At 45.5% G+C, this 14234-nt stretch carries 8 protein-coding genes; 4 read left to right on the top strand and 4 right to left on the bottom strand.

Annotated elements, in window-relative coordinates:
- Window positions 1-158 precede the first annotated feature (158 nt).
- Complete coding sequence (locus tag ACO05P_RS11140) at window positions 159-1040, top strand: alpha/beta fold hydrolase (RefSeq protein WP_421750890.1); 882 nt, start codon at window positions 159-161, stop codon at window positions 1038-1040.
- Here the strand turns inward: ACO05P_RS11140 and ACO05P_RS11135 are convergent.
- The 4 genes from ACO05P_RS11135 to ACO05P_RS11120 form a co-directional block, all read right to left on the bottom strand.
- A complete protein-coding gene (locus tag ACO05P_RS11135) occupies window positions 1037-2194 on the bottom strand; it encodes a T9SS type A sorting domain-containing protein (RefSeq protein ID WP_421750888.1) in 1158 nt (385 codons plus the stop codon). The genes ACO05P_RS11140 and ACO05P_RS11135 overlap by 4 nt on opposite strands.
- A gap of 171 nt (window positions 2195-2365) precedes the next feature.
- Window positions 2366-7783, bottom strand: a complete 5418-nt coding sequence (locus ACO05P_RS11130) for a PKD domain-containing protein (protein ID WP_421750886.1) — start codon at window positions 7781-7783, stop codon at window positions 2366-2368.
- Between the two features lie 29 nt (window positions 7784-7812).
- Entirely contained in the window at window positions 7813-8664 is an 852-nt protein-coding gene (locus tag ACO05P_RS11125; protein WP_421750884.1) for a T9SS type A sorting domain-containing protein, read from the bottom strand.
- A 106-nt stretch (window positions 8665-8770) separates the two neighbouring features.
- The gene (locus ACO05P_RS11120; RefSeq protein WP_421750882.1) at window positions 8771-10369 is read right to left on the bottom strand and encodes a transcriptional regulator; all 1599 of its coding nucleotides are present in this window, start codon (window positions 10367-10369) and stop codon (window positions 8771-8773) included.
- Between the two features lie 284 nt (window positions 10370-10653).
- Here ACO05P_RS11120 and ACO05P_RS11115 point away from each other — a divergent pair, with 284 nt between their 5' ends.
- The 3 genes from ACO05P_RS11115 (at window position 10654) to nadB (ending at window position 14234) form a co-directional block, all read left to right on the top strand.
- Window positions 10654-11673 (top strand): helix-turn-helix domain-containing protein, encoded by a 1020-nt coding sequence (locus ACO05P_RS11115; RefSeq protein ID WP_421750880.1) that lies wholly within the window; start codon window positions 10654-10656, stop codon window positions 11671-11673.
- 87 nt (window positions 11674-11760) lie between these two features.
- Entirely contained in the window at window positions 11761-12705 is a 945-nt protein-coding gene (gene nadA / locus ACO05P_RS11110) for a quinolinate synthase NadA (protein ID WP_421750878.1), read from the top strand.
- Complete coding sequence (gene nadB, locus ACO05P_RS11105; protein ID WP_421750876.1) at window positions 12705-14234, top strand: L-aspartate oxidase; 1530 nt, start codon at window positions 12705-12707, stop codon at window positions 14232-14234. Before nadA ends, nadB begins: the two co-directional genes overlap by 1 nt.

Raw genomic sequence — 14234 nt, 5'->3', positions numbered from 1 at the left:
CCCCTGGTCTCTGGATTCAAAACAGTCTGACCAGAATGAGATTCCCCTCTTGTTGATTCAATATGAGCATAGAATTTAATCATGCTATGCTTATTATTAGGCGGGGCTGTCTGCTTGCAATATTTAGTTTCTTTTCTGTCTCGGCACAAGTTCCTTTTGTGATAGCTGAGGGCGTATACGGGATTCAATTATCCGATCAAAGGCTTTTGGCTTATGTGGAATATGGAGATCCCAAGGGGAAGCCAGTGCTTTATTTTCATGGTGGTCAGGAAAGTCGCCTGTCTGCCGCATTTTTAGACACCATCGCTTGCGAAATGTCTTTGCGTATTATTGCTCCGGATCGACCGGGAATTGGTTATTCTGATCCGCATCCCGAGCGATGCTTTGCCCATTATGCCTATGATATGGAGGAGCTTTGCCATCAATTGAGTTTGGATTCGGTGTATTTGCTGGCCTTATCCGGAGGAGCGCCTCATCTATTGGCTTGCAGCTTGCACTTTCCAGAGCGTATAAAGGGGGCAAGTATTGTGGCTGGGGCTAGTCCGGTAAATTATAAGGGGAGTAAAAAGGGAATGTGGTTTCCTCTGCGATTAATACATTGGGCTGCAGCTTTAAAGAACAACCGTTTTATAGAATCCATTATTCGCAGGGATTATGAAACCTTGCGTGATAAACCAGAGAAACGCTTGAGCCAGATGCAGCGTCATTTGCCACCTGCAGATCGGCAATTAATGCTGAGTCAGCCTCATTATGGCCGTGATTTTTTAGCGGCTTCTTTGGAAGCCTATCGTCAGGGAATTGAAGGGGTAGTTCAGGAATGGCAGCTTTATGTTCGAGACTGGGGCTTTGAGCCCGAAGAAGTCACAATTCCAATAAGCCTTTGGTACGGAAAACAAGACCGAATGGCACCACAGCAGCGCGGTTTTTATTACCATTCGGTCTTGAGGTATTCGAGGCTCTTTTTAAAAGATGAAGGGCACTTTTCCCTTATTCGGAACTACCAATCCGAAATCCTCGAGGAACTGTGTAATTGCAATTAATAGACTTGAATCGGTTGGCTATAACCTGTACCTTGATATTGGTATTGAATGAAGTAGCTACCCGCTCTCAAGTCGGATAAGTCTACACTTTGCTCTTGATAGTCTTCAAATCTCAATCCGTTTCTCAGTATTTGCCCCTGGGCATTAATTAATTGAAACTCTTGCTTCTGAAGATCTTCAAAACCTTCAGCAATTTGAATATGAAGACGGTCTTTCGCAGGTTGAGGATATACGCGTATTGGTTGGCTATCTGCCGGAAGGTATAATGTTCCCAAACCGCTACTGGTCGTGTAATAGCGTAGGTTTCCACTTCCATATTCGCTAATCCAAATAGTATCACCGGTAGCATTGGGTAATATACCATTGGGCTGACTAAAGCTGGCTACGGCAGGGCTGCCATCCTGATTTCCGCTAATCCCGGCTTGACCGGCTAAAAGCTTTACACTATCAGTATAGGCGGGGTCAATCTCATAAATTTGATGAGCATTTAAGGAGCTAGCGTAAATCTTATTATTGGCAAATTTTATAAAACCTAAATAGGCATTTCCAGTGGTGTTCGGAGCCGGAACAGTAGCGACATAGTAAATGCCTAAATCGTTCATTCGATAGATTTTCCGATCGTTAAAATTGCCTACATAGTAGTCATTACTTTGAGGGTCGTAGCACAGTCCAACCGGTGCGTTTAAAGGTGCTCCCCATTGCCAGGTAAATTGAGTTCCGGTAGCTACTTCAATTTGACTGATCCTATTATCCTGCCAGCTGCTCACATATAAGGTGTCATGATTTGGGCTGGCAATGATATCGGAAGGGCTTTGCATATTGAAAGTTTGCACCAGGCTTTGATCGGAAGTATCTATCACATAAATCTTATCCGCCACCGGATTGGCGATGTACAAATGCCCGGTGATAGGGGAAAGATACAAGCCATTGGCCTTGCCCAATCCCGTTACCAGATAGCGACTTTGGCCGCTTTGGATATTAATTAGCGATACCCGTCCATTATCGTAATCTGAGGCCAGGATTTCATGATCCGAGGCAAAGATCATTGCATCGCTGATTACGCGATTTGGGTTGGGATTATAGGTGCCTATATGCTGGGCATTGAGCAGGCTGAAACTGAGCCAGGCCAGTAAGAATGTAAACTGCTTTTTCATAAATTATGTTTTAGAATTGCAAAGTAGGCTTAGCTTCAATTGTAGGCCTGTTCTTGCTTGCCGGATTTGGTTCGACTTTAGTTAATTGCAGAAAACAGAACGCTTCTGCCCGAAAAAAAAGGGAAGGAGCATAATCCTTCCCTTTCGATACTCCACTTCAGCTTGATGCTGCTAAAGGTGAAGTAATCTCAAGGACACCCTGTGGGGCCCTTGTCGCACACGGAGATAATAGACGCCGGGAGCCAGTTGATCGAGTGTCCACGACTCTGCTCTGTTACGCGGGTTTTTACGAACCTGGCCCAGTACCCTGCCTTGAGAATCCAGTAGCTCGATATCGAGTTCAGTGTTTCCTTCCCAATCTATATAAACCTCATCCCTGAAAGGATTGGGGTAGGCAGAGATGCGGGGAATTGCATATTCGGCTAATCCGATATCTCCAAGTTTTCTTTCTGTGGTATCACTTGCTCCGCATGCATTACGAACTATGAGGCGAACATTGTAATTAAGGCTATAACTGGAATAAGTGTGAACTACTTGCTTACCACTGCCGCTGCTTCCATCGCCAAAAGACCATTGGTAGAATTGAGCATTTCGAGAAGGTTTAGCATTAAAGTAAACGCGCATTCCTCCACCTTGGCCTTGCAGGTTGACTATGCTGTCGGTCCAGGCTGCCCAAACTGGTGGGCAATAGCGCAGGGTGTCTTGTAATTTGAGGGTATCGCCACAAGCATCTACAAAATGAATTGCTATTGGAAGAATGCCACTGGTGTCTAGAGCACTTTGGTTTTGCCAGCCCATGCCGGCATATTGCGAATTGAGATACCAGTAAACAGTTTGAGCACCGCTGGCAGTATCGGCTTCTAAATAGAGGCTGTCAAGATTATAGGTCCACTGATAGGCAGGACTCATGCTATCGCAAATAGTTAACATTTGGAAGAGGCTATCTTTCTCACCACAACTATTTAGGGCTACTAATTTGAGGGTATAATTTCCGGGGGAGTTAAATTGATGATGTACGCTATCACTGGTTCCAATCAGTTGATTACCGATATACCAGGCTACAGAATCACTGGCAATACTGCGATTATGGGCATAGAGATCCAGTCCAAGTTTTTGCACCTGAGCCCCGGCTTGCAAGGGGAGGCATTGGGTACGAATTACCAGGCTGTCTGTATAGCTTTGGGCACTGGCACTGCAACTATCGGAGACCTCGATGCGATAAAGCACACCTTCTTGCAAATTGCTTAAAGTAAAGGGACTTTGCACTCCATAGAACCATTGTGGAGCTGCTCCTGAGGGCTCAAGGGTACTGAGCTTAATACGGCTGCTAGTGCCATTATAGGAGTTCCATTTAATTTGGATACTATCAGTTCCCACAGTTAGTATTTGCAAGCTATCCGGGGTCTGGCAGAGGGTCTGATTGCCTTCGATTCGAATGTCGTCCAGGGCAATATCTCCTCGATAGCCGCTATTCGAACCCTTAAAGCGAAGCTGAATGGTATCGTTTACATAGGCTTGTAGCGAGAGGGAATCTTCTTGCCAAGCATCTGCACTAGAGGTCTGTTGCATGCCATTAAGGCTATATAGGTTTTGGAAAGGACCACCATTGATCCGTATTTCAATTTCAAAGTCGCCAATATCTAGTCCATACATATGGTAGGCCCATTTTAGCCATATCACACCTTGATTTTGAGGTATGAAAATATGTGGTCCGGTAATTTCACCGGTTCCAACTCCATTTGTGGCCTCGGTATAGAGGTAATTCCCCGTCCCGGAAACATCGGTAGAAGGCCCGGTAGTATTACTAAAGGTTATGCCGGTTCGCGGTCCGAAATGTGGCCCGGCACTGGAGGGGGTAGACCAGCAGGGGTCGAGCACAGACCCCGCATTACTTTGCCCGGTACCACTTACCCATTGTCCCCCGTCAAAATTTTCACGGTAGGGTAAAATTCGGACCCCGCAATTTGTGGAACCAATCAGAAGACCAGACCAAAAGCTTAGGTCTCCAAGTCCGCAACTATCCCGTACAATAATCTCGTAGGAACTTGAAGGGCTAAGTCCCCGGAGCTCATAGGGATTAGTACCTACATTAATAATTTGATAGGCCTGACTGCTGCCTGCTGGACGGTAGCCTATTTGCCATTGGTTAGCGCCCCCACTTTGCCAACTTAGGTGAATGCTATTGCTGCTGGCACTATCCTGCTGTAAGGCAGTAGGGAAAGCGCAGGTAGGAGTTTCACGGATTTCAATATCATCCAAGGCCAGGGCGGTTAAGGCGCTAAAAGTGTTTTTGCGATGGGATACAAATCGCAGTTGAATGGTGTCGTTTAAATAGGCTTGCAAACTGACCAGGTTTTCTTGCCAGGCCGCTGCTCCAGAGGTTTGAGGAGAGCCATTAAAGGTGCTGAGCATTTGCCAATTTTGGCCATCATTCACTTCGATTACCAATTTGTCGATATCCGCACCATAGGCATGACTAAAGAACCGAAGCTCAGGAAGGATTAGGTTACTTAGATCAATCCAGGGTGTGTAAACAGCGGTACTGAGAGGAGTATTTCCAAAGCCACTCTTTGTGCTGAACAGATATTTACCAGTGCCTCCATTGCCTGCATTTGGTCCGGTGTTAAAGGTGAATACCTGACCTTGATGTATCTTCCAAAAGAAGTTTGGATGATCTTCGGCCGACCAACAAGTGTCGAAAATTCCCTGATCCGCCGCTGCAAGGGCTCTTTGGAAACTCGGTCCATTGAAATCTTCAAGAAAGGGAGCGGCCATTACTAAACAACCAGTAAAAACACTAACCCGGCCGCTCCACAAACTCAAACTACTACTGCCACAGCTATCACGCACAAATACATCGTAATTGGATTTAGGATTTAAATTGCTTAGCGTGAAAGGCTTAGAGCTAACATTAACCAGGGTGCCATTTCCCGGACTAAAGCCCGGGGTTCCATATTCTATTTGCCATTGATTTGCTCCTCCGCTGGTCCAATCCAGTACTACTGAACTTCCATTTTGTTGCAATACCATAAGATTAGTCGGAGCAGGACAACTGGGCGTTTCTCGAATTTCCACATCGTCGATGGCAATGCTACCTCGATAGAAGTAGTTGTTCTTACGACGCCCTCTAAAGATCAGCACGATAGTGTCGCCTTGCCAGGCTGAAAGGTCAATGAGTTCTTCTGTCCAGGGAGCACTATTGCTATTTACCTGGGCTCCGTTTAATTGAAGTACCGTGGAAACCGAGTCCTTATTTTTAATTAGAACTTTTAGACTTTCGATATCAGCCCCAAAAAGGTGATGGAAAAATCGTAGCTGTGGACTCTGTAGAGAACTGAGCTCGATGGGAGGGCTACTGAGGTCAATTTCCTGTGTGGCATTTACAAAATTGGAAATAACCGTTTGCATAGATTTGCCGCTTCCAGAAGTGTGGTCGGCTGAGGGACCGGTTTGGGTACTAACGGCACCGGTCCCACGAGCCTTCCAAAAAAAGCTTTGGGTTTCATTCCTTCGCCAACAAGGATCGATCGTACCTGCTTGATGTATGGAACTCCCACCATTAAAACTGCTACCGTCGAAAGTTTCCAAAAAAGGGGAGGACTGAGCACTGCAATCGGTTTTTACTGTGCCAAAGAATTCCTGGCTGCTGAGTAGATTGGCTCCACAGCTATCCTGAATATAGAAGTCGTATTCGGTATTGGGGGATAAGCCATTAATCGTGAAGGGATTTGAATTAGGCTTGAAGCTGAACCCATTGCCAGGGCTAAAGCCTTTAGGGCCGTATTCGATAATCCAGTTGGAAGCGGAGGATGTCCAACTGAGCTGCACCTGGGTGCCCAGAGCGCTGGCTTGCAGGTTGATAGGTTTGGGGCAGGTAGGGGTCTCCTCTAAGTAGAAATCATCAATGGCAATGTGGTTGGCAAAGCCATTACTGGATTTTTTAGCGGTAAATACGATCTGAACTTCTTGATTTGTATAAGCGCTGAGGTCGATGATTTTTTCTTTCCAGACCTCGGCTCGGCTGATTTGTTGAGGTCCGTTTAAACTATCGATCAAGTTTATATTCCCATTGGCGACCACCAGGATATTGAGTCCGGCTATATCGGCACCAAAGAGATGGTAGTAAAACCGTAATTGGGGTTGACTAAGGGCGCTGAGGTCAATCGCCGGACTGGATAAACTGCTTTCTGTCGCTAAGGCGGAGAAGCTTTCTGTTTCTGAGAAAAGATATTGACCAGAACCGGTGCTGTGATCTCCCAGAGGCCCGGTGTTTACTGGCTGGGAAACCGGGGGACCTACCGTCCAAAAGAAGGTGTGGTCGGGTGATGATATCCAGCAAGGATCAATATTTCCATGTAGGCTTCCAATGGCAGCGGTGCTGAAATTACTTCCCTCAAAGTCTTCTTGGTAGGGAGCCATTTGGGCATTGCAGGCGGTACGAGCCTTTAATTTTGGGCTTGGGTTTGAAGTGAGGCTGCCCGGGCATAGTTCTCGCACATAGATGTCATATTCGGTACCCGGACTTAGGTTGTTAAGGGTATAAGGGTTTTGACTGGCATTTTGGGTGGTTCCAGAACCGGGGTTAAATCCCAGGGGACCGTATTCGATTTGCCAGCTATTGCTGGAACTTGGTGGAAGATTCAAGACCAGGCTTTGTGAACTTCTGCTGAGAAGCGTGGCAGGAAGCAGGGGTGAAGGACAGGCGGCTTGTTCATCAATTTTGATGTCGTCGAGAGCCATGCCAACTGCAAACCCGCCTTGAGCAGACTTTGCCACAAAGCGCAGGATAATGCTTTGCCCAGAGTAGGCGGCCAATGAGTTTCTGCGTTCCAGCCAGGGACTGTTACTACTGTTTTGCTGAGGCCCATTTAGGGCATCCAGTAATTGAAAGCTCAAGCCAGAATTAGCGCTAATCCAAATGCGGAAGTCTTCAATATCATCCCCATAGAAATGATACCAATAGCTTAGTTCAGGGTTGTTCAGTCCACTTAAGTTAATAGTGGGGCTTTCGAAAAAGACCGAGTCATGTTGCGTGATTCCGAAATTGCGCACCTGATATAGAAATTGCTGACCATTAGCACTATGGTCCTGGCTGGGACCGGAATTGGCAATAGCACTTTGGGTTTGGATGGTCCAGTATTGCGCCAGGCTATCCGCACTAAAGCGATAACAACTATCCACATGAAGCAGATTATTGCCATTATTGTTACGAGACCATTGTTGCCCTTCGAAATCTTCAAGCCAGGGGCTGCTTATTGCTGAGCATCGAGTGCGTAGAAATAGGGTATCACTCCAGGGGCCTAAAGAATCCAGTCCACAAGAGTCTCGCACCTGTACCCAATAGTTACTGGCTGGATTTAAAGCACTGAGACTATAAGGCTTGCTGTTAATTAAAATAGGACTGATGATTTGGCTGTTTCCCTGGCCATAGCGCAATTGCCAATGGCTGCTGCTACTTTGCCAGTCCAAAAGAGCTTGTTGCTCATCAATAGCTAAGGACTCCAGACTCTGGGGCGTCGGACAAACTTGCCCGAACGCCACAGAACTGAATAGAAAACAGGAAAAGAACCAAAAAACAAACTTGTTCATGAGCGGGAGTATTTAATTGCTAGGCCCGCTTATTGGCGGATGAAAGATTGATATTGACCAGAGGCAGTGCGAATTTGATAAAGACCGGCTTTGAGGAAGCTGAGATCCAGCGCCTCGTCTTTTCGGTAGTTCATGCTTTTTAATACTCTGCCCTGCAGGTCACTGATTTGGATCAATTGATCTTTCTCTAGATCGAGGTAAAGAAGTCCTGTGCAGGGATTTGGATACACTTCAAAGGAGCTTTCCTCCACTTCTTCTAAGCCAATGCCATTCATGTCAATTAGAATGCGACTGTCGGGGTCAAAGAGATCATCGTTCCAGGATTGATTGGATCCTACCGCAGCAGCCACCGATGCAGCCAGTATTCCTGTGGCGGGCGCCTGGTAGCGTGCTGGCATGATGTCTTCTCGTTTTATACCAAAGGTGACCCGCGTGAGATTGGGCTCAATAACTATTTGAATGTTATTCTGATATAGGTTGGTGTAGTTCTGAGTGTTTACTCCATTAGCATCAGCGATACCAATGGTGCCGGTATAATTTGAGGGAGGACTGCCCGTAACCCAAGCCGTAAGCAGATAGTGGTAAGGAAGCTGATTATCCTGGCCCCAGAAATTAAAGGTGGGATCAGTACTAAAGAGGTTTACCATCACATTGCAGCCAAAGCCGCTAGCCATGCTTGGACTGAGGCTGTTTAATTCAATCCGGAAAAAGATGCTGTCGCTTTGTGCATCGTAATAATAAGCGAAGTGGGTGCCATCGGCTAATTGGGAGTTGACCCCATCATTAGAGGGGTCGGTTGCCAGAAGTTGATATTGACCCTTCATAGAATAAGAAAGCAGGAGGCAAAGGCTTAATACTGAGGAATAGATATTCGTTTTCATGATCGCTTGAATTAATTACAATGCAAGCTTAGGGAGCCCGATGGAGCCTGGCGAGAAAGCCAGGTTTACATCTTCTTTACAACTCCGTTTCGTTTCGTAGACGTGCCTATTTGATAAACTTTCGCAGGTATTCGGTGAGGGAAAGGTCAGGCTCCAAATCGAGCTTTTTCTTTAATCGATGACGGGCAATATCTACGGAGCTCGGTTTTATGCCCAATATTTCACTCATTTCCTTCGCGCTTAGCCCTAAAACGCTTAAAGCACTAATGCGAAGTTCTTTGCTGCTAAGTGCATGTTCTTTGCTTAAGGCCTTGAAAAAGTCTTGATGAACCGATTGGAAATGGCGGTTAAAATTCTCCCAGCTATCCCATTTGCGTTGGGCACCTTTCACAATTCGCAATAGGTCATTACTGGAATGACCTTCCTGGATTTTAGTGCGTAAGTCCTGGAACTCTTGCCTTAATTGCGCTTCTTTTAAACTGTAGGAGAGTAATTCTTTTTCTTTAAAATGAATGAGTTTGGCTTGCTCTTCATGCATTTTCCTTTGATGCTGTACTTCTTGATTCAGCTTTTCATTTTCAACTTGCCTCATGCGCTGACTTAAGCGGAGATTTTTCGTTTTCTGTTGGATATAAAGGCCTAGACCCAGACCAATCATTACGAGGAACATCAAGCTGAGAATTAGCTTTTGGCGTGCATAGGTTTCTTCCATTAAAAGTTCATGCATGCGAAGCTCCTCTTTCTCATTGCGGAGATTTTCGAGTTTTAGCTGGGCCTGATAAAAGTTTTCTACCAACATAGTAATATTTCGATCCTGATTGCCGGTTAGGCTGGAGTCAAGATGTAGCTTGGCTCGAAGGTGGCTTAAGGCCGAGTCACTGTTTTGCCCCCTAAACCATTCATAGAGCAAGGCATGGGCATCCCTTGCAAGCTCTCTAAAGGAGGAGCTTTGGCATTTAGCTAAGGAATTCCGAAGGCCGGTGGCATTAAAGCTGGCAGGTTTGTCCTTTAACTTAAGGTTCCAGGCAATAATCTCATTGGTGAGCTGCATTTTAATATTGGGTCCACCTTCAAAAAGGGAGTCGGATTTATGGAGGTGATAGCGAGCCTTAGACCACATAGAGCGGGCTAAATAAAGCCTGGCATAATTGGAATGACATAAGGCCTGGCCCTCAACTGATGCTTGGCTTTGGTATTCATTTAAGGCTTTGTCGAGAAAGTACTGGGCTGAGTCTAATTGCTTTTCACGGAGATAAACCGTGGCAATGTTCAGTAAAGAATTAGCATGTATTAAGGTGTTGAAACCTTTTTTATAATAGTTCTTGGCCAGGCGATAGGCACCGAGATCATTAAAGACATTGGCCAGGTTTCCTTCCATCCGTATTTTGGCTTCGGGAAATCCTAGTTTATCCGCTAGTTGAATGCCAATAACATAATCCTTACTGCTCTGGCTTAATCGGCCTTCCAGCCAGGCAGCCCCCGCTTTTAAGTTCCATAGTTCTACCTCTAATTCCGGGCCTGGCTTGCTGTGCTTTAAGAGACTATCGGCTAATACATAACTGTGGGCCGGTTGCGAGTAAATATTTGCGCGAAGCCTTTCAATGGCATCCGTTTCGGATTGCGCAAGGATGGAGTAGGACCAAATACAAAATAGAAGTAGGACCTTCTTTAAGCAAGCTCGGCCAGAGATCGTAATAAACTGCATTTCGGAGGGGATTCGCAGAAGGGCTAGGCTATCATCACTTTGGCGAATTAAGCGATCGGAAGCTATGTAAAGGAGTTTTCAAACCGTAAATTGGTTCGAATTCAGAAATCCGAACCAAGCTTTTTAGACAATTAAGACTTCACCGCAAGGCTCCCTAAAAGCATCCGAAATGGGCGCAGTACATTTACCCGGCATATTGCAATAGGCTTATGACTTTTAGTGCGGCAGAGATTATTCCTTTTATAGTTTGCTTTCAGGGCTTGCTATTCGCGCTATTTTTACTCTTGGCAAAAAGGCCGGCGGTAAAATATCAGAACCGTTTTTTGGCTTTGTTTTTTCTCAGTTTAAGTGCTCAGGCTCTAATCCTGATTTTGCGCAAGCAGATTCAACTCCCAGCATTTTGGTGGGATAATTTCTGTTTCTTCGGTTTTCTCTTTGGTCCTCTACTTTACCTTTTTGTGAAGAATAGCCTGGAGCGCGATCGTGGTTTTCAAGGGCAGGATTTGTTGCACTTTATTCCGGCGGTTTTGATTTTTGTAAGTCCATTATTGCATTGGAGTTTTTGCCGGGATTGGGGAATACTGCTTTATGTCAGTCTGGCTTCTTACAATCTTCTCAGCTTTTGGGCTTTGCGATCCTATCATCGCATTGTGTTGGAAACACGTTCCTTAGCTCAGGGTGCTAATGTTGCCTGGTTGTTATGGCCAATTTTACTCTTTACGCTGGTAGTGCTCATTGATTTTCTGGACATTCTCTTTATCAATGTTAATCTTACAATGGGCATTAGTCTCACCGCGATCAGCATTTTGATTTTGGTGAATTATTTCTTTTTAAAAGCCCTGTGGGCCCCGGAGTTATTTCGTGGTACCGATGCTATGGAACGTCATATGCATGCGGAAATTCAGAAGGTAGAAACGGATTTAGAGATGGCGCCCAATGAAACAGAGGAGCAGGACTTGCAGCGAATTAAAGACTGGATCAGCAGGCAGGAACCATTTTTAGAGCCTGATCTTACTCTGGCTCAATTAGCGGATCAATTGGCAATGAGTCCGCGCTATTTGTCTGGTCTTATCAATCAATACGAGCAGAAGAACTTCATGAGCTTTATTAATGAATACCGCATTCAGAAAGCCAAAACTCTGCTGTCGGAAAATGAGGATCCCGGTTTCACCATTGCAGAGGCGATGTTTGGCTCTGGCTTTAATTCCAAATCCTCTTTTAATACCCTATTTAAGAAGTTAGTTGGGCAAACGCCCAGTGAGTACCGAAAGTCTTTGGTCTCTGAAGAGGGAAAGGCAAAGTGATAATAGGGGGGAAGCTTTATAGGCTGATTAATATCATAATCCGGTAGCTGATTCCTAAATAGCTTTGTGCCCAAATCCATGGAGATAATGAACTACTCGTCCAACCAAAGCGAATTGGTGCAGGAGATTAATCGCCTTAAGGCCGCTAAAAATGCTTTGATTTTAGCCCATTATTATCAGGTTCCAGAAATTCAGGATATTGCTGATTTTGTGGGTGATAGCCTCGCTTTATCGCGTAAGGCAGCAGAAACAGATGCAGAACTCATCGTTTTTGCTGGAGTTCATTTTATGGCCGAAACGGCTAAAATCCTCAATCCTGGCAAGAAGGTAGTTTTACCAGACTTAGCGGCGGGTTGTTCTTTAGCGGATTCTTGCCCACCGGCCGATTTTAAAAGCTTCCGCGAAGCTCATCCCGATCATATCGTGGTAAGTTATATTAATTGTTCGGCGGAGGTAAAAACCCTCAGCGATGTAATTTGCACCAGTTCCAATGCCTTGCAGATTATTAACTCCTTTCCAAAGGATCAGAAGCTCATTTTTGCTCCAGATGTAAATATGGGTCGCTATCTGAATAAGGAAACCGGTCGGGAAATGCTACTTTGGGATGGTGCTTGTATTGTACATGAAGCCTTTGATTTGGAGAAGATTCTCAATTTGAAGGCCGAGCATCCTGAGGCGAAAATTATTGCTCATCCAGAGTCGGAAACCCCTATTCTTAAAGTGGCGAATTTCATTGGATCTACCGCCGCTTTATTGCGCTATGCTCAGGAGGATGAGGCCCAAAGTTTTATTGTGGCTACCGAGCATGGCATTTTGCATAAGATGCAAGAACTCATGCCGGAGAAGACTTTTATTCCGGCTCCCGCCTTAGAAGATAATACCTGCGCTTGTAGTGAATGCGCCTTTATGAAGGTGAATACCCTGGAGAAATTACGCAATTGCTTACGCGATGAACAACCGGAAATTCTATTGCCGGATTCGATCATGAAAGAGGCCTTACAGCCTTTAAACCGAATGTTTGAATTGAGCTAATGGAAGCGTCAACTAAAGAAGAAAGCTGTGATATTCTAGTGGCTGGTGCAGGCGTGGCTGGTTTAAGCTTTGCCTTGCATTGTGCAGACTTTTATCCTCAAGCCAAAATTGTGGTTTTGAGTAAAGGATCGGCAGAGGATTCGAATAGCTTTTATGCTCAAGGGGGAGTGGCTGCGGTAATGGATTCAAATCATGACTCTTTTGAAGATCATATTAAGGATACTTTGCAGGCCGGCGATGGACTTTGCGATGAGGCTGTAGTGCGTGAGATTGTGGAAGAGGGCCCTTCGCAAATGCGTCAATTAATGTATTGGGGTTTGGATTTTGATGCCAATGCCAAAGGCTTGGATCTGGCTCGTGAAGGGGGGCATAGCGCCCATCGGGTTTTGCATGTAAAAGACCATAGTGGAAGGAGCATTGTGAGCGTTTTATTGCATCGTATTGAACAGCATCCAAACATAAGCTTGCGCTACCATCAGCAGGCCGACCGACTTTTAATAGGTAAATCGGGTCGTTGTTTGGGCCTTCGTTTGCGAAGTAGCAATGGCTATCAAAACTTAAAAGCTAGCTGGACCTTACTAGCTACCGGCGGGGCGGGTCAATTGTACCGTTATACTTCTAATCCCGAAGTGGCTACTGGCGATGGTTTAGCTTTAGCGCTAAAAGCGGGTTTAGAACTGAAGAAAATGGCCTACATCCAGTTTCATCCTACGGTGATGATTAACAATGGAGGTCGTGATTTTCTTCTATCTGAAGCATTAAGGGGCTTTGGTGCTATCCTGCGTAATGATGCGGAGGAGGACTTTATGTTTAAATACCATCCTTCCGGTTCATTGGCTACCCGCGATATTGTGTCACGCGGTATTTATGCGGAATTGGCCTCTACTCCTAATCGAAAGGTGTACTTGGACCTCAGGCATTTGGATCAGGAGGTTTTGGCTCATCGATTCCCCACTATTGTGAAGGAATTAAAAAAACAGGGTCTTAATCCTGAATTGCAAATGGTTCCCGTAGCTCCGGCGGCTCATTATTTCTGCGGAGGAATACCATCTGATGTACAGGGTCGTACGGCTTTGGAGGGTCTTTTGGTTGCTGGAGAAGTTGCTTATACCGGCTTGCACGGGGCAAATCGATTAGCATCTAATTCCTTGTTGGAAGCTTTGGTTATGGCTCATAAGGCAGCCCTTTCTCTGAAGGATGATATGCAAGTAGATCCCAATCAGGAAGAATTGGTAAACCCGGAAGCCCCTCGGCATTTCCCAATGGTTGATACCAAGCTTAGCTATTTACAGCAACTGATGTTCGAAAAGGTAGGTGTAATTCGCGATGAAGAAGGATTGAGGGCCGCTCAGTCTGAAGTAGATTTTATTTTACGACAAGGGGTGGAAAGGGAGCAAAGCTCTCTAGCAGATTTGGCATTGGAGAATTTGCTCTTAGTGGCCAAAGCTGTGATTCAAGATTCTTTGGAACAGGATGAAAACCATGGGGTTTTATTTCGCTCGGATCGACAAAGTAATCCTGTCCTTTAA

Source organism: Croceimicrobium sp. (assembly GCF_965228705.1).
Lineage (GTDB): Bacteria > Bacteroidota > Bacteroidia > Flavobacteriales > Schleiferiaceae > Croceimicrobium.
The sequence above is the reverse complement of the archived record's forward strand: the minus strand, read 5'-3'. Positions and strand labels throughout refer to the sequence as shown.